This window comes from Chryseobacterium manosquense (assembly GCF_014623485.1).
Classification (GTDB): domain Bacteria; phylum Bacteroidota; class Bacteroidia; order Flavobacteriales; family Weeksellaceae; genus Kaistella; species Kaistella haifensis.
The window spans coordinates 45,429-63,065 of record NZ_CP060203.1 but is presented as its reverse complement, the minus strand read 5'-3'; the positions used below and the strand labels follow the sequence as shown (position 1 = coordinate 63,065).

The following is a 17,637-nucleotide window of genomic DNA, read 5'->3' as shown; positions in this document are numbered from 1 at the left end:
CCTATGGATTTACATCTTAAAATATGGAGACAGAAAGATTATCAGAGTGAAGGGAAACTGGTGAATTATGATTTAAAAGACTTAAATCCTCATATGTCTTTTTTAGAAATGCTGGATACTTTGAACGAAAAATTAATCCTGCAAGGTGACGAACCTGTTGAGTTTGATCATGATTGCCGGGAAGGCATTTGCGGCCAATGTGGGGTAATGATTAATGGTTTGGCTCATGGACCATTAGAACATACTACCACCTGTCAGCTTCACTTAAGGTCTTTCAAAGATGGAGATACCATTGTTATTGAGCCTTTCCGTGCATTAGCCTTCCCTGTTAAAAAAGATTTGAAAATTGACCGTTCGGCATTTGATAGAATTATTTCTTCCGGTGGTTTTGTCTCTGTGAATACTGGTCAAGCACCGGATGCAACAGCTATTGCCATTACCCATCAAACTGCTGAAGAAGCCTTTGATTCCGCAGCTTGTATTGGTTGCGGAGCCTGCGTTGCAACCTGTAAGAATGCAAGCGCAGCCTTATTTACCTCCGCAAAGATTAGTCACATGGTTTTGCTTCCACAAGGAAAAGAAGAACGGAGTGAAAGAGTGATTAATATGGTAAAACAAATGGATGCTGAGCATTTTGGTCACTGTTCCAACACTGAAGCGTGCGAAATAGAATGTCCACAAGGAATTTCTGTTTTAAATATTGCAAGAATGAATTTTGAATATGGTAGAGCTTTGTTTTTAAGAAAAAATAGTTTCTAACCGATTATAAATTCAGCATCCGAACCTAATCGTCTCAGCGCCATCAATTTTGATGAGTATTTTGCAGAAATCCTCAGTACACATTATCGTTAATGAGGATTTTGTGTATTTAATGCACGGCGTCTATGGCAACAAAATATTAATTATGAAAAACGTTCTAAGGAAACCTCGTCGTTTAGGGCTGTTCCGTTTTCTATAAAATTATACAATTGAGCTGAAAAATAACTTCCGTTCAGAATACCTCTTGCACCGAGACCGTTGAAAATATAATAGTTTTCTTCCGTGGCATGTCTTCCTAAAATAGGTCTTCTGTCTTTCACTGTCGGTCTGAAACCTACTTTTACCTCTACTATATCGAAATGATGCTGATAAATTTCCTGCAATCCTTCTTTCAGTTGTCGAACCGCTACCGGATCTACGACCTCTCCTTGTCCATCTCTATCATAGGTGCCGCCATAATAATAAAGTCCATCTTTTAGTGGAAACAGGAAATGTTTCTTTTTAATGGTAAACTTCGACGGTAACGGTTGAGCCAATTTCACCAATAAATGATGTCCTTTATTTGGTTCTACAGGGATAAAATTAAAAAAAGGATTACGCTTCACCTCCATTCCTTCACAGAAAACAATGTGCTTAAATCTAAAATCTTTATAGGTGTTTTTGTTGAGCGAATCATATTCAAACCGCTCAGAGATAAGGATGTTTTCTTTGGAAAGGTAGCCAAAAAAATCTTCAAAAAAATCACTTACTGCTAACCTTAGAGAATGGTTTACAATCCCGGTTTTAAAAGGATTATTTACACCTTCGGCATAATCAAAATGGGTATTCAGAAAAGGTTGTAGCGTTTCATTTTCTGCTTTTTTGCGCCATAATTTCTGTTCACCTTCATCATGAAAAATACGTTGAACAGGCTGCTTAATGCCATAGTTTCTACCGGTATAAACTTGAATTTCATCTAAGATTTGCTCTAAGAAATTTATTTGTTCATTTGCCATCCAGAAGGTTGTAAATCTTTTGAGCACCACAGGATTTACAATGCCTGCAGACACCTGCGATGCGCCTTTATTTTCATCAGAAAAAAGAACAAAACTCTTTTTATTTTTTATCAATTGATGGGCAAAAAAAAGTCCTGCATAGCCACTTCCAACGATGATATAATCTATATTTTTCATTTTAAAACAAACTTACATTTTGGTTAAAAAAAAACCTGAGTAAAGATACTCAGGTTTTTGTTGTATTACAATGGAATTTTAGTAATTCCACATATCATTTTCCATTTGAAGGATTTGGGCTTTGATTCTTTCGCTTTCTTCCAATTGAGCATCTGCATCACGTGGAATGTAATCTTTGATCACCCCATTTCCTAAACCGTTATTTGATTTGTAAATCACGGTAGAAAATCTTCTTGCATTAAGGATATCGTCAAAACTAATGTCAGAAGCCAAGTTTTTACTATTGAAAACAATGGTATTTGCTAAAACTTCTCTTGCATCAGGGTAATATACCCAGAACAAGTCAATCAGTTCGTCTTTAGAAGCCAAAGGTTGCCCATCTGGTCCGTACTGTCCCATAGTCGCAGGATCTTGTCCCATTGCAGCGATACCCAAAAGTCTATACTTCATTTGGCTATCTCTTCTGTCGATATACCACATCCCTTTAATTTTCAGAACTTTTACATTTTCAGTTTTGGTTTCGTAAACGTTGGTAAATTCTTTTTGCTCCTCTTCGGTAAGTTTACCACCATTTTCGTTCATTTTGTTGATACCAGCGTCACTCAAAACCGCATTTTTAATTCTGGCTTGAATTGCATCTGGGCTTAATCTGGTCATAAACATTTCATCGTCATACACTTCTTTGATTTTACCATCGTTTATGGCATCAAAAAGCACTTGGTATAAAGATTTATTTTTAGAAACCAAACCATCTTCATTGTGGTAAAAAGGTTGGTTCAATTTATCATTCATATCAATAATTTCCCAAACTACCATACTCTTCAAGATATCTTTATCTTCGATATAACCGTAACTCAGTGGTGTAACTTTATTGGAAACTAAAGAGTCTCCTTTTTTTACAAGACCAAGATCGCGGTATTTTCTGAAAGATTCCGGAGATTTTGCATTCAGAATAGACATTGAAGTAATTGGCTCATCAGGCACTTCTTGAACAGCTGGTGCGGCATACGCATTGACCAATGAATCAACATTTCCCATGTTTGCGCCAGCATCAGCTTTAGCGACTTTGGTTGTTTTAGCTTTTTTCTTTCTAACAGTTTTTTTCTTTTTTTGAGCATTTAACCCTAGAAAACTTAAAGCTAAAAATAGAAATAGTATCTTTCTCATCTTTCTGGAAAATTATTATATATGATTTTACAACGTAATTATTGTACGTTTATTATGACGTTTCCGATATTCTGCAATTGTTGGTTTCCAAGTCCTGTTGCAGTCGCTTTGATGTTAAATACATAAGCAATATCGCCATTTCTAAGTCCTTTAGTAAGATTAGCTACAGAGCTCATGGAGTTTCCGTTTACAAGCATCGCTGCTTTACCAGGAACTTTAAACATGAAACTGTTTACAGTGAAACTTACAGGGAAATCGAAATCTGGCATGTCAGCAGTTACTCTTTGGTTAGGAATAGAACTTGCAGGCATCGAAACGATGTTTTTGCCTTGTACCTGACCGATTGGCGGCGGAACATTTTTAATTCTGAAAGGGAATGCCTGAGAGATTGTACCTCCTTTAGGATCTCTACCAGAAATCGTTAATGTTACCGTGCTTCCCGCACCAGGTGTTACAGTCCATTTACCACCGCTTCCACTTACAGATGCGCCAGCAGCAGAAAGAGAAATGCCCGACATATCAGCTCCTAAGATTGATCCTGAAACTGGGTTGGCTAATCCTCGGTACAATACATTCATTTTATCAGCAGTTACGATTGCACCTTTTTGAGCTTTCAACTCTTGAGCACCTGCGATTACTTTATAAGTATGATCATAAGGTAATGAAATCACTTTACCATTCACATCGGTGAATGAAATGGTACCAGCGAATTTATGCTCACCCAAGGCGCTTGTATTAAGTGTAGTAGTTCCTTGTCCGTTTTGTACTGACAATCCAGGCATAGATAATCCGGGAACATTGCTAGAATAATTTCCAATAGCAACAGAAGCCGGAGCAGCTTCACCTTGAATTACAATAGCAGGAGCAGAAACTATAGCTTGATAAGCATCAAACTTGATATCTGCATCTACTTTTTCCTGAAGCATTACTGATAATGCATCCCCTTGGATTCCTCTAGCTGAAGACTGAATGACTTCAAGGTTAGACAATGCCGCAATAAGTGGCTGATTGTAAAACTTGTACTGCAACCAGTTTTTACCATTCTGTGGTTTTGCGAACTCAGAGATCATTTGCTTATTCGTTCTTGCTACCACTTCTTTCATCAATGGATTAGATCCATAGGTTTGGGTGATATAAGCTTTGAAAGCTTCTATTTTTGTTTTTAATTCTTGAGCGGCTTTTGATGGTTTAGTTTCATCACCACCAACAAAAAACATACGGGTAGACGGTTCAGTATTGTTAAGAGCTGCAAAACTTTCTTGAATTTCTGCACTTTTGTTATACTCAGCTTCTTTGCTTAATGAAGTTTTCATTCCTTCAATAGTTGAAACTAAGTCATCAGCTTTTGCTTCTAAACCTTTGTAGCTATCTAAAGGCGCCTGAAAAGTTTCAGGAGAATTTTTTGCTTTTGCTTCTAAAGTCCTTTTAAAGATTGAATTGTTGTTTTCAGTAAGAACTCTGGTTTCTTCCAGAGATCCGGTAGTATCTTTATATGAGCGGATGATTTCCTGGTCGATTTGCATTGCGAGCATTGCAATGAAAACAAGATACATCAAGTTGATCATCTTCTGACGAGGTGTCTGTTTTCCCTGTGCCATTTTTAGTAAATTTTGATAATAATTTTAAATTTTAAATAAATAATGGTTAGAAAACTATGATTTCATCGCGCTAAGCATTCCGCCGTATACTCTATTAAGATTATTGAGGTTAGAAGTTAATCCTGATAATTCTTCGTTGAATTTTTCTGAATGAGCAGCAGATTTCTGCATATTCTCAACATATTTTTTGCTATATTCAGATTGCATTTTTCCGTGTTCTAATTGTAGTGCATAAAGTGCGTTCAAGCTTTCCAAGTGGCTTGACGCTAAAGTCAATTGGTCATTATATTTTTGAGTAGCACCTGTAACATCAACCGTTTTATTGATTTGATCAACAGAATTTGAAAAATTATCAATACCAGCTCTTAATCTTTCGAATAAACCAGCGTCTAATTTAGCATCAGCAAGCATTTGATCTAATTTATCAGACAATGAAACCTGCAATTCTTTTACTTCTGCAGATTGAACTCCCAATGTTGAATGTCTTGGATTTGGAGTTGCGTGTGAATCTAGCAATTCAGGATAAACATTTTCCCATGCATAAGATTCTTCAGATTTAGGAGGATCGAATGCGAAAATAACAAAAATTATAGCTTCGGTGATAAGACCTACAGCCAACATTACGTTACCAGAAAGTGGTCCCAAACTCCAGTGAGTCATTTTAAAAAGCGCACCTAAAATTACGATTGCTGCACCAATAGAATAAATGAAATTATAAATTCCTTCTTTCGTTTTAAACATGTTATGTGAATATTTTTTTGTTAAAATCAATTATTTGCTTTTTAGTTTGTTCTCTTTTTGTATTTAGCTGAACCTTCAGGAATATCCTGTACAGTTCGGAATCCGATGTAGCTTCTTGCTGAATCTTTTCTTTCATAATCTCTAGCACCAGTCATTAATAAGTATCCGATATCTTTCCATGAACCTCCTCTTACAGTTTTTCTTGGTTCTCTGTAAGCTTGGTTTGATAGATAAGGATTTAAGGTAGATGCAAACTCATACGTAGAGTTATTGTACGGAGATTCTGTCCACTCTGCTACGTTACCTGCCATATCGTATAACCCGTAACCATTTTTTTTAAATTGTTTTACTGGAGCCGTGTAAGTATAGGTTCCTTTCTTCTCATCTTCGATATAATTACCACGTTTTGGTTTGAAGTTCGCTAAGTAACATCCTCTGTCGTCTAGCAAATAAGGTAGACCCCATGGATAAGTTGCGTTAGAAAGTCCTCCTCTAGCTGCATATTCCCATTCAGCTTCCGTTGGAAGACGGAAAGACATTGGTTTTTGTTTTTTCTTTTTCAAAGATTCGTTATAATCAGATTTTCTTTTTGATCTATAGTTACAAAAAGCTCTTGCCTGATCCCAAGTAACTCCTACTACCGGATAATTTTTATAAGCACTGTGCCAAAAATATCCGTCGTATAAAGGTTCATTATAAGCATAATTGAAATCCTTGATCCAAACAGTAGTATCCGGATACACTGCGATACTTTCTTTCTTTAAATAATTTGCACCTCTTGATTTATCTTTTACAGCAGATTCCACATCTTCCCAGCTATAAGCATATTGTAATTTTCTAGTATCAAGAATTCTTTCATTATTAATTCTTTCTGCTGGAGGCAAATACATTGATTCTAAAACTTCTGCATATTGCGCATCAGGATATTCTGAAGTTTTCCAAGTCAAAGGAACCGACCAGTCTAATTTTTTAGACTCATCATATCCTTGTCTTCCGCCTTGGGATTCCATAAATTCTTGATAAGCTGTTTTCTCGCCACCAGCTTTTTTTGAAGCATAAGCAAAGTCACCGATTGATTTTCCGTCGCCTGTAGAACCGCCATCACCAGCTGCTTCAGCCAACAATGTACGTGCAATAGAATCTTTTACATAATTAACGAAAAGTCTGTATTCTGCATTGGTAATCTCGGTTTCATCCATAAAAAATGAAGAAACAGTAACCGTTTTCAGATTTGCTTTTTCCGGAGTATTGGTAAAATCCTGATCAGCTAAACCCATTACATAGGAACCAGCAGGTATTGCAACCATCCCGTAAGGTCTCTCTGCAACGAAAGATTTTCCTTTGCTTGCAGAAACTAGTTCACCTTTGGTTTTAGATCCAGGTCTTCCTGCAGTTGTGCCTCCTTTCGAACAAGAGATTACAGCAGATGCCGATAATAATAAAAGAAATATTCTTTTCATGCTATTTTTAAAAATTAAGCGGTAATTATATAATTTTTTGGAAAAACAATTATTGTTTTTTTTGGAAAACGAAAAATTGTTTGGATTATTTCGTAAGATTTAACATTTATTTTACTCCACAGTAACGGATTTTGCCAAATTTCTAGGCTGATCCACATTTGCTCCTCTGTAAACGGCAATATAATAAGACAATAATTGCAAAGGAACTGAAGCCACTATTGGAGAAAAGCATTCGGATGTCTCCGGAAATTCTATCACGTAATCTGCCATTGCCGCAACCTGAGTGTCTCCTTTATTTACCAATGCGATTATTTTTCCTTTTCTTGCTTTAATTTCCTGAACATTGCTCACAATTTTGTCATAATGCCCCTGTTTTGGCGCGATGATCACTATTGGCATATTCTCGTCGATTAATGCAATTGGACCGTGTTTCATTTCCGCTGCTGGATAGCCTTCCGCGTGGATATAAGAAATTTCTTTAAGCTTTAAGGCTCCTTCTAATGCTGCCGGGAAATTATATCCTCTTCCTAAATAAAGGAAGTTTTGAGCATTCACAAAGTCCTTCGCTATTTCTTTGGTGATCTCATGAGTCTTTTCCAATACTTCTTCCACTTTTTTCGGAATCGCTTCAAGCTCTGTAATCAATCTCATGAATTCCTGATTGCTAAGGTTTCCTTTGTGTTTACCTAGCTTCAATGCAATTAAAGAAAGAACCGTAAGTTGTGCAGTAAATGCTTTTGTAGAAGCCACTCCGATTTCAGGACCAGCGTGGGTATAAGAACCTGCATCCGTAATTCTTGCAATTGAAGAATCTACCACATTACAAATTCCGTAGATAAACGCTCCTTTTTCTTTGGCCATTTTTAAAGCCGCCATTGTATCTGCAGTTTCACCTGATTGGGAAATTGCAATTACTACATCGTTTTCCGTAATAATTGGATTTCTGTATCTAAATTCTGAAGCATATTCAACCTCAACTGGAATTCTCGCGAATTCTTCAATTAGATATTCTCCAATTAATCCTGCATGCCAAGAAGTTCCACAAGCAATGATGGTAATTTTTTGAGCATTATTGATTCTATCCAAATGATCCCAAATTCCCGCCATTTTAATGATTCCCTCTTCAACAAGCAATCTTCCTCTTAATGTATCGTGGATTGATTTAGGTTGTTCGAAAATTTCTTTCAACATAAAATGTTCATATCCACCTTTTTCAATTTGTTCCAAACTCAACTTTAATTCTTGAACTTGTGGAACAATTTTTTCGTTATCTTTTATGGTTCTTATATCCACTCCTTTTTCAAGAGAGATAGTTGCCATATGACCTTCTTCAAGATAAACTGCTTCTTTGGTAAACTCCACAAATGGAGAAGCATCGGAAGCAATAAAATATTCATTAGTTCCCAAACCGATTGCTAACGGAGAACCTAATCTCGCAACCACCAATATTCCTGGGTAATCATCATGCATTACAGTAATTGCATATGCTCCATATACTTCATTTAATGCATATCTCACCGCAGTTGGAAAATCGAGAGAGGCATCCACATCCATAAAATATTGAACCAAATTGACTAAAACTTCGGTATCTGTTTCAGATTTAAAGGTGAAGCCTTTTTCGGTAAGCATAATTTTAATGGTATCATAATTTTCAATAATTCCATTATGCACTAAGGCAATTTTTCCATTATTAGAAAGGTGCGGATGCGAATTTCGATCACTTGGTACGCCATGGGTTGCCCATCTGGTATGTCCCATTCCGACGTGTGATTTTCCTGCTAGATTTTCAGAAATAGCCACCAAATCATCTACTTTTCCTTTTGTTTTCGCAACCTCGAAACTGGAATTTTCTCGATTTAAAACAATTCCTGCACTATCATAACCTCGGTATTCTAATCTACGAAGACCGTTGATTACTACTTCGTAAGCATCTTGAAAACCTGTGTATCCAACGATTCCACACATATTTTATTTATTTTATTCGTTCTTAATTATTATTTTTTTCCATAAGTTAAAAGAAGCTGCGCTCTTTTATCATTCGCCGGGTCGCTACCTACAAACACTGCTCTATTAGGTGTATAAGCTCTTGTGGTGAAATTTTGAGCTCCTAAACTCGAATAAATTGTTCCCATAAGACTTCCGGTTGTAAAATCTGTCGTATAACTTCCTACATTGAGAATCAAATCGTGATTTTCGGCTTCTTTTTCAATGATATTTTTAAAAGTTTGGGTAATTGCAATATCATAATAAGCCGGATTTTTATCTAAATCATATGGTTTCACTAAACTATACACCGAGTTGTAAGCCATCGCGCTCATGTCTTCCAAGAAATCGTCAAGATATTCCGGTTCGCCCGCTGCTGGAGTTAAATCTCTTTGTCGAACTACAAAATAATTAGGTTTAGCGTAATTATTATTCCAGCTTTGAACATCAGTATAAAGTCTAATTTTCGCTGAGATAATCCCGATTTTGTCTTCGTTATAAAGTTGTTTGATCGCTGCTACGGTTGCTGCAGGGATTCTTACTCCAATTCCTGGCCCTCCCATTCCTTGTGCAAATAATTTCTGATCACCATTCACTTGGTCAATTGTAGCCAAAGCGGTTTCAGATGCTGTTCCTGCTCTGTTGTATTTTATTTCATTAAAATAAGCATTTGAAGGACCTAAATCAAGTGAAAATACAGATTGAGGGCGGGTTGTAGTTCCATTTTCGACAACATCATTCTTATAATACAGATTGACAACAATTGAAGTTGGATCGAAACTAAAGATATAGCCGTCGTTTTCATCAACAGAAACTTTCAACCCTTTAAAATAACGGATAAATGAAGCTACATCTGCCAATTCCGCTGAAGAACCTTTTGAAACAATTTTATTCTGGAAGAAAGTAGAATCCATTGGAATTCGAAGGTTTGCCTCTCTTATATAAAGTTCGCTGTTATCACTATCTTTTGTAATTTTAATTCCGCTGATGTCACCATTGAAAACTTTGCTTCCGATAAGCGCTCCAGTAGCAACGGAACGGTTAGAACGAACCTGATCTACATTCGAGCCAAGAAATTCGGTTACTTCATGAACTTTAATATTGAAAACTGTTTTCCCTCCATTCAGTTTAGTTTTACCATATTTGGAGATTGGGTAGGTCGTTACAACTTTTTTTGCTGCTACATTACCGTCAGCATAAATATAATCCTCAGTCGTAGTCGTGGTAACAGAATCTGTAGGATATGTAGGTTTTATAACCATAACCGCTGAATCCAAAACTGCATTAGTCCCGAAATCAGGTTCATAAGACGACATTCTTACCTGAGAAACATAAGCTGATTTTTGCATTCCGAATTGAGATTCGCTGAAAGCTCCCAAAGTAGCGGTTTGCAGTCTAGAGTTATCGACTCTTATCGAATCTCCATTATTTACATTGTAAGCAATCACATCGTACGGAGTCTGATTACCTTGTGCACCATCCTGAAAAAATTGAGATCCCAATTGATCTGCATCAGACTCACAGCTCCATAAAATTAAACTTCCCATTACCAAAGATGCGGTAATATTGAGTAATTTTTTAATATTTTTTATCATTAAAATTTAAATTGATTTAGTATAAAGTTTCGATTGATTGCGCATCCAAATACTCCGATTTTTGGGTTTTGGTTTTGTTAAAAGCTTCATCGAGTTCATCTTGTAAAAACTCGTCACCTTTTACTATAACATCTACCAAATCCATGCTTTCAATTACGAATTGCTGAATGCTCGGTTTCTTAAACGCTTTAAGTGAGGTAATATTGTCAAAATTCATTTTTTCTTCTATCGAAGCGGAAAGCGGGGTATCCTCTTCATTATAAACCGACAATACAATTTTAGAATCTTTGAAATAAGAATCGGTTTTGTAGAAAGTTTTTAGATAAATAGGAATGAAAGAAGCCATCCAACCATTCAAATGAATCACATCAGGAACCCAATTGAGTTTCTTGATGGTTTCGATAACACCGCGTGCAAAGAAAATCGCGCGCTCATCATTATCATCAAAAGCATTTCCGTCGTCGTCAGCATACAACTGTTTTCTTTTGAAATACTCTTCGTTATCAATAAAATAAACTTGAAGTCTTTCGCCCGGAAGAGACGCTACTTTAATGATTAACGGCTGATCGAGGTCATTGATGATGATATTCATTCCTGAAAGTCGAATAACTTCATGAAGCTGGAACTTGCGCTCGCTGATTTGTCCAAAGCGTGGCATAAAAACTCTAACATCATTTCCGTCCTGGTGCATTTTTAGAGCCATTTTGCTCACCATTGTCGCCATATTGCTGTCTTCCTGATAAGGGAACATTTCTGTGGTGACATATAAAATCTTTTGGTTCGGCATAAATTCTTCGTTCTTCTTATTAATAAAACAGATTTTTTTCTGTTGTGCAAAATTACAAAATTTTGAGTGAATATTTTTTAATTAACAAATTTTAATAATTATATTTCAAATCATTCCATTATTCCATAAAATAAATAGATTCCAAACGATCTTTTTTATCGGATTTTTTTATTTTTACACAGTTAATACCAAACTATGGAAATTTTTAAAACTAAGAAACCGCTCCTCGATTTTGTGGAAAGACAAAAAGAAATGGGAAAAAAAATCGGGTTCGCTCCCACTATGGGCGCGCTACACGAAGGTCACCTCTCACTTTATGCACATGCCAGAGAAGAAAACGACCTCGTAATTTCTTCAATTTTCGTAAATCCAACCCAATTTAACAATCCTCAAGATTTAGAAAAATACCCTCGAAATATCAAAAAAGACATCAAAATCCTTGAAGAATCAGGAAATGTAGATGCTGTTTATATTCCGGAAATTTCTGATATCTATCCTGATGTTTTGGAAAGTAAAGAATACGATTTCGATGGATTGGAAAACGAAATGGAGGGGAAATCACGTCCTGGACATTTCAATGGCGTTGGAACTGTGGTAGAAGAGCTATTTCTGCAAGTAAAACCCGACAATGCGTACTTTGGCGACAAAGATTATCAGCAATTAGCCATCATCAAAAAACTTACAGACAAACTAAAACTCCCAATCAAAATACACGGAGTTCCTATTTTCCGCGAAAAAAATGGACTCGCAATGAGCTCCCGAAACCAGCGACTAAGCGCAAAAGAAAAAGAATCCGCCAAAATTATTTACGAAACTTTGGTTAAAGTAAATGATTGGTTCCGCGTCATCACAATTCCGGAAATTAATCGCCGCGTGCACGATATTTTTGATGATCAACCCGGGATGAAACTCGAATATTTCGAAATTGCCGACGAAACTACATTGAAACAGACCGACTTCTTCTATAAAGACAGAAGCTACCGTGCATTTATTGTAGTGCATGTGGGAGATGTCCGCCTTATCGACAATATGCATTTGGATTAGGAGCACTTCCTAAAAACGTCAAAAGTCTTCCTAATTAAGAAGACTTTTGAGCACCAAATCACAAAATATTAATATGAAAAAAAATTACCCCGGAAGGTAAATTTGTGACCCGGCTGGGATTCGAACCCAGGACCCATACATTAAAAGTGTATTGCTCTACCAGCTGAGCTACCGAGTCTTTTAATTAATAATACCTAAGATTAATAATTAAAATATTTTTTTTAATAAGAAAAATAATCTACTATTTTTTTTATTTTCTGATGGTGCCTGCGACTGGACTCGAACCAGCACATCCTTAGGAAACCACCCCCTCAAGATGGCGTGTCTACCAATTTCACCACGCAGGCAAAAAAAATCCGTATGGTTACGGAATTTTTCACTAGTGACCCGGCTGGGATTCGAACCCAGGACCCATACATTAAAAGTGTATTGCTCTACCAGCTGAGCTACCGAGTCGGCCACTCTTTTAAAACCAATAATTAAAAAACAAGATTTAATAATTATTTTCCGTTTTTGAGTGGTGCAAAGATAGGCCTTTTTTTAAAATCTCAAAATTTTTTTGGTAATTTGTACAAAATTAAAACATGATTATTTCCCTGATAGGATACATGGGCAGCGGTAAATCCCACATTTCCAAAGTTTTGAGCAAAAAACTTAATTTAAAATTATTTGACCTCGATCGGCAAATTTCTTTGAAAAATAAAATGACAATTCCCGAAATTTTCGAAAAGAAGGGTGAAATTTACTTTCGAAAACAAGAAAATCACATTTTAAATGAAATTTTAGACTCCACTGACGACTTTATTTTAAGTGTGGGAGGTGGAACTCCGGCTTACTTCAACAACATGGAAATCATCAACCGATATTCCGAGAGTGTTTTTCTGCAAACTTCGGTGAAAACCCTTTCTGAAAGAATTCTTAAACAAAAAGAGAAAAGACCTTTAGTAGCTAAGATTGCTGATGAAGATCTACCCGAATTTATTGCGAAACATCTGTTTGAAAGAAATGTCTTTTACTCCCAATCCAAACACAAGGTGATCACCGACGGAAAATCGCCGGAAGAAATTGTAACGGAAATTGCTGCTCTTCTCTAGTCTTCGGTATCTTCTAATTCACTGAAAAATAAATCCCAATCACCTTCCTCAAAGGAAGCATCACCATCACCGGAAACGTATTCATCAATTTCCCTTCGGTCTTTTTTGGTGGGTCTACCCTCGCCTTTAATTCTGTAGTAATCTTGCTCGGATTTGCGTAGTTTTAGGATTTCGTACTGCTGTTTATCGGTTTTATCTTCGATGTGTAAAGGAACCAGCTTCGCTCCTAACCTACTTTTGGGGATTTGCACCACCTTTATCTGATAATCAATTTGATTTTTTCTTATTTTAATGATGTCGCCGGGTTTCACCTCTTTTGATGATTTCACGATTTGCCCGCCAATTGCTACTCTATTCTTTTTTATTTCTTCAGCTGCGATGCTTCTGGTTTTATAAAAGCGAACGCACCATAAAAATTTATCAATTCTCATATTTTATTTATACTTTTGCTGGATTAAAAATTTTAGCAATTTAATGATAATATTGAAAATGAAAAAAACCATCTTATTTCTGGCTTTAGCTTCTATTGCCCTTGTTTCTTGTAGAAAGGATGATAACGAGGATACTGTGGAAGAAGTAAGCATTGAGACCCAAAATAGCTATGATGACCAAGCTGCACAGAAATTTTTGGAAACCCACTATTTGGACGTAAAAGGAAACATCAAGCAATTAAGCGACACCGATACTACCAATGTGAAATTAGCTGATCTTGCTCCAGTAACATTGCCTTCAGGTGTTATTTACATTATGCGAGAAGGCGCACAACCAGAGCCCGGAGATGCTATTGGAACTTACGATCTTATCCGTTTTATGGGAAGAGCTACAACTTACGTTGCTACAAAAACCGACGGTGTTGTTTCTTTTGCTTCAGGGCAAACTTTCAGAAATACAATCTCTGGAGCGGGCGTACCAGAAGTCGATCCAGCTTATTTCTATGTAAAAAAATCTGTTTTGGATAATGCGACCACCGATGCAGCAAAACAAAGAAGTTACTATGAAATCGAAGGATTTCAGGAAGCTTTGAAAAAGTTTAAAGCTTATAACATTCCTGATGAGAGTAATTATAACCTTCAAGGAGTAATTATCGTTCCTTCTCGTGCTGCTTTTGCAAGAGACTCGCATTTCAACTATTCAGGAATATCCTTTAAAGACAGAAGTTTTATATTCAACTTTCAGATTTATAAAACTACGCATTTCGACGCGGAAAGATAATATTTTCGTTTAATAAAAATAAAAAAGTTCCTTTTTCGAGGAACTTTTTTTGCTTTTTTTAAAGACATTTTTATTCATAAATCTGTCTCAATATCGCCAGGGAAGCCGGAACATAAAATCCCGTAAAATGAAGATGATAATAGACCATCAACGAATCGAGAAATCTAGTTCTTTCGCCTCTTTTTAAGCGGATTTCATAGGATTTTTCGGCGCTTAAAAATCTTTTCCAAAGTTGCGAAATTTCTTCACTGAAAATAGGATGCGAAATTTCCATATTAAATGTTCCGGATTCTGGATTTAGAAAATTTTCTTCACTCAAAAGAGGTGCTATTCCTATAATTTTAAGAAAATTAAAAATCAACGAAATCGAAGAATCGGGATTGTTTACGGACAACTCATCTCTGAAGGTTTTAATTTCATCAAATGCCACTTGATTTTGGGCTTCATTTCTTAGAATTTGATGTAAAAAATCTGCTGCGAAAAAGAGAATAGAGTTTATTTTAACCTCATTAAAATCATAAAATCCGGGAGCAAGTTCGATTTTGGAAACATTGGAAATCGATTGATGATTGCTAGTTTTTGAAAGCGTAATATTGAGTAAATTCAATGGAAAAAGATAAGGTTTCTTCTTGTTTTTAGAAGAATAAATCCCTTTTGCAAAAAAACTTTGGAAGCCACACTCTTCACAAAAACAATGAAGAACAGCATCATGATCACCATATTTTACATAGGAAAGAATAAAACAATTTATGGTTATCATCAATTCACCACGGCAATTTTGGCTGTAGCGGTATCGGTTCCATCAGAATTTGTCATCAATACAAAATAAATTCCGGACGCCACACGAACGCCGCGCTGGTTATTGAGATTCCATTCATAATATCCACCTCTAGAAACAGCTTGATGAACCAAATTTCCGGCTGCATCGGTAATTCTAATATTGGTTTTCTCGGCTAAGCCACGAATGTTAACATTCCCTTTATATTTCGAGTAAACCACCGGATTTGGATATACCAGTACATCTCCAAAATTTTCGGAAACATCGAGTACATCGCCTTGATAAACCATCACCCCGTCTACTGTTACAAAATACACCTTCCCGGAAGTATTATCCACCTTGATGTCGGTTACGCTATTACTCGGAAGTGGAGAATTTTCTTTGGTGAAATGTTTCAAGGTTTGTTCACCAGTAGAGTTCAAATAAAAAACTCCGCCACCATCAATTGATATCCATTTTTGGTTTCCAGCATCCACTTCAATTTGAAGAACACTACTATCTCGGAAAAGCTCTTCACCAAGTCCGTTTTCTTCAATAATAATCGGATTTGTTTGTGGGTTATCTTCCGAAATAATTGATGAAGGATTGCTGATTACTCGTAAACCATTTGCAGTACCGATCCACAAGTCATCATTTTTATCTAAATTAGACGAAACCACTACTTCGGTAGGAAGATTGTTGTTTTTACGAAGAATAATAAAACGATCATCACCGGTAGAGGAAGGTGTATTTTTGTAATCATAAACAAGTAAACCTCCTCCTGTTCTATTTGAAGGTATGTAAAGTATACCAGATTTTACATTAGGTTTTTGTGCATCCTTTGCGTCTAAAACACTCACCAACTGGAAATTATCTCCCGAACGATTGTAGTAATAAAATCCCAGTTTCTGACCAGGATTATAAGCAACAGAAGCAAAAAGTTGATTATTTTCATCAAACGCTAATCCTCCCACACGATTTAAAAACTGATTACCTGTCACATATTTTTTCACGAATTGATTGCCATCCATTTTATAAATGCCTTTAACTGCTACATCAAATGCATAGTTATAAAAAAAGACTTCATTGGGCATAGAAGGATTAATTACAGCATCTAAAACATTTAAATTTCCAGGAAAATTAATAAACAATTGTGGGTAATTCCATTTCGCACCATCAAAATGATAATAACCTAAATGCCTATTAGTAATTGGGTCTAAATTCTCGTTTTTACTACCTGATGCTATCACAATCTGACTTCCTTTGATATCAATTTTGTAAGAAGTATTATTATACGGTCCATCGGGTTTTAGCGAATCGCCGGATTCGTTTTTCATCCCGGAAAGCTTGGTGGCTGCATAAATTTTCGAATCGGAATAAAACGCAGTATTCAAATATTCGCCTGCATCGTAAGATTTCACAAAAGCTCCTGATAGATTAAACACGGAAACCACATTGGCATCTGCAACAATGATATTTTGCGCCGTAACTACCACATCTCGAATGTCGGTAAAACTTTTTGGTAAATCTACAAAAGAGCTTCCATCGCCAAATTTCACAGTGTTCGTATTCGCATAAGCAATAACTGAATTGCCAGAAATTTGAGTAAAATTGCCCGTTGCTACAGGAGGATTCCAAGTAGAAAAAATAGGAAAAGTAACATTCATTTCGTGAGATTTCAATCCTGCAGCGGTAACAACATAAACGAAATTATCCTTTATTACCGCTTCTTTTGCAGCTTCGTAAACGCCATTTACCATAAAAAAAGAAGACTCTGCAAATTCCTTCTTATCCAATTTAAAAATAGAAACTCCGTAATCTACCGAAATTACCGCAAGATTTCCTGAAATAGAAATATGATTGATTTTCTTGTTTCCAGTATAGCCCGAAGCAATTGGAATATCTACTACATAAGTAATTCCTTCCGGGGTAATCACGTCCATAGAGCCATTTGCATAACCTACCAAACCGATTTTAGTTTCCGGATTATAATCGAATGCCGAAATTTTCACCTCGTGCAAGCCGTTTGCTTTGGAAAGTTTACTGAGTTCGCCCGTCGCCGGTGTGTAATAAAAAATCCCGTTTTCGGTAGCAGCGATGAGTTTCCCATTATCTTCTCGAATCGCCAAAACATTATTATAAGAAAACAAATCGCTCCATTTGCTAGACGAAATAACCTGCGCATTGAAGCTCAGAGCGAATAAAAAGAGTAAAAACGGTAATATTTTTTTCATGTGTATTTGGTATAATCAGGAGCAACCAGCTTTT

Annotated in this window: 15 protein-coding genes and 3 tRNA genes; 4 read left to right on the top strand and 14 right to left on the bottom strand. The window is 36.2% G+C overall.

From position 1 onward, the window contains the following. Positions 1 to 3: 3 nt before the first annotated feature. Complete coding sequence (locus tag H0S70_RS00310; RefSeq protein WP_123248351.1) at positions 4 to 759, top strand: succinate dehydrogenase/fumarate reductase iron-sulfur subunit; 756 nt, start codon at positions 4 to 6, stop codon at positions 757 to 759. Positions 760 to 902: 143 nt separating this feature from the next. Here the strand turns inward: H0S70_RS00310 and H0S70_RS00305 are convergent, their stop codons facing one another. The 8 genes from H0S70_RS00305 to H0S70_RS00270 form a co-directional block, all read right to left on the bottom strand. After that, positions 903 to 1,931 (bottom strand): NAD(P)/FAD-dependent oxidoreductase, encoded by a 1,029-nt coding sequence (locus H0S70_RS00305; protein WP_188321275.1) that lies wholly within the window; start codon positions 1,929 to 1,931, stop codon positions 903 to 905. Positions 1,932 to 2,009: 78 nt separating this feature from the next. Continuing rightward, positions 2,010 to 2,891 (bottom strand): type IX secretion system ring subunit PorN/GldN, encoded by an 882-nt coding sequence (gene porN, locus H0S70_RS00300; protein WP_228406785.1) that lies wholly within the window; start codon positions 2,889 to 2,891, stop codon positions 2,010 to 2,012. A 245-nt stretch (positions 2,892 to 3,136) separates the two neighbouring features. Next, the gene (porM, locus tag H0S70_RS00295) at positions 3,137 to 4,696 is read right to left on the bottom strand and encodes a type IX secretion system motor protein PorM/GldM (protein ID WP_123248354.1); all 1,560 of its coding nucleotides are present in this window, start codon (positions 4,694 to 4,696) and stop codon (positions 3,137 to 3,139) included. Positions 4,697 to 4,750: 54 nt separating this feature from the next. Continuing rightward, positions 4,751 to 5,437 (bottom strand): type IX secretion system motor protein PorL/GldL, encoded by a 687-nt coding sequence (porL, locus tag H0S70_RS00290; RefSeq protein ID WP_188321274.1) that lies wholly within the window; start codon positions 5,435 to 5,437, stop codon positions 4,751 to 4,753. Positions 5,438 to 5,478: 41 nt separating this feature from the next. Beyond that, positions 5,479 to 6,897, bottom strand: a complete 1,419-nt coding sequence (gene porK, locus H0S70_RS00285) for a T9SS ring complex lipoprotein PorK/GldK (protein ID WP_088263528.1) — start codon at positions 6,895 to 6,897, stop codon at positions 5,479 to 5,481. Between the two features lie 111 nt (positions 6,898 to 7,008). Beyond that, positions 7,009 to 8,862 carry a glutamine--fructose-6-phosphate transaminase (isomerizing) gene (gene glmS, locus H0S70_RS00280; protein WP_188321273.1) on the bottom strand — a complete coding sequence of 618 codons (1,854 nt, stop codon included), beginning with the start codon at positions 8,860 to 8,862 and terminating at the stop codon, positions 7,009 to 7,011. Positions 8,863 to 8,891: 29 nt separating this feature from the next. Beyond that, positions 8,892 to 10,475 (bottom strand): DUF4270 family protein, encoded by a 1,584-nt coding sequence (locus tag H0S70_RS00275; protein ID WP_188321272.1) that lies wholly within the window; start codon positions 10,473 to 10,475, stop codon positions 8,892 to 8,894. Between the two features lie 16 nt (positions 10,476 to 10,491). Further along, positions 10,492 to 11,262: a glycogen/starch synthase gene (locus H0S70_RS00270; RefSeq protein WP_188321271.1), complete on the bottom strand. Its 771-nt coding sequence runs from the start codon at positions 11,260 to 11,262 to the stop codon at positions 10,492 to 10,494. Positions 11,263 to 11,457: 195 nt separating this feature from the next. Here H0S70_RS00270 and panC point away from each other — a divergent pair, with 195 nt between their 5' ends. Continuing rightward, entirely contained in the window at positions 11,458 to 12,306 is an 849-nt protein-coding gene (gene panC, locus H0S70_RS00265) for a pantoate--beta-alanine ligase (protein WP_188321270.1), read from the top strand. 105 nt (positions 12,307 to 12,411) lie between these two features. Here panC and H0S70_RS00260 read toward each other — a convergent pair. From H0S70_RS00260 to H0S70_RS00250, 3 genes are all read right to left on the bottom strand, one after another. Next, positions 12,412 to 12,484 (bottom strand) — tRNA-Lys (locus tag H0S70_RS00260). A gap of 83 nt (positions 12,485 to 12,567) precedes the next feature. Next, positions 12,568 to 12,653, bottom strand: a tRNA-Leu gene (locus H0S70_RS00255). A 36-nt stretch (positions 12,654 to 12,689) separates the two neighbouring features. Continuing rightward, a tRNA-Lys gene (locus H0S70_RS00250) sits at positions 12,690 to 12,762 on the bottom strand. Between the two features lie 128 nt (positions 12,763 to 12,890). Between H0S70_RS00250 and H0S70_RS00245 the strand changes: the two genes are divergently transcribed. Then, the gene (locus tag H0S70_RS00245) at positions 12,891 to 13,400 is read left to right on the top strand and encodes a shikimate kinase (protein WP_123248545.1); all 510 of its coding nucleotides are present in this window, start codon (positions 12,891 to 12,893) and stop codon (positions 13,398 to 13,400) included. Here H0S70_RS00245 and H0S70_RS00240 read toward each other — a convergent pair. Then, a complete protein-coding gene (locus tag H0S70_RS00240) occupies positions 13,397 to 13,831 on the bottom strand; it encodes an RNA-binding S4 domain-containing protein (RefSeq protein WP_123248544.1) in 435 nt (144 codons plus the stop codon). The two genes, H0S70_RS00245 and H0S70_RS00240, sit on opposite strands and share 4 nt — an antisense overlap. A 58-nt stretch (positions 13,832 to 13,889) precedes the next feature. Between H0S70_RS00240 and H0S70_RS00235 the strand changes: the two genes are divergently transcribed. Continuing rightward, positions 13,890 to 14,612 carry a hypothetical protein gene (locus H0S70_RS00235; protein ID WP_188321269.1) on the top strand — a complete coding sequence of 241 codons (723 nt, stop codon included), beginning with the start codon at positions 13,890 to 13,892 and terminating at the stop codon, positions 14,610 to 14,612. Positions 14,613 to 14,682: 70 nt separating this feature from the next. Here the strand turns inward: H0S70_RS00235 and recO are convergent, their stop codons facing one another. Beyond that, on the bottom strand, positions 14,683 to 15,372 hold the full coding sequence (gene recO / locus H0S70_RS00230) for a DNA repair protein RecO (RefSeq protein WP_123904415.1): 690 nt from the start codon (positions 15,370 to 15,372) through the stop codon (positions 14,683 to 14,685). After that, entirely contained in the window at positions 15,372 to 17,603 is a 2,232-nt protein-coding gene (gene porZ / locus H0S70_RS00225; RefSeq protein ID WP_188321268.1) for a type IX secretion system anionic LPS delivery protein PorZ, read from the bottom strand. The genes recO and porZ overlap by 1 nt, the downstream gene beginning before the upstream one ends. Positions 17,604 to 17,637 lie beyond the last annotated feature (34 nt).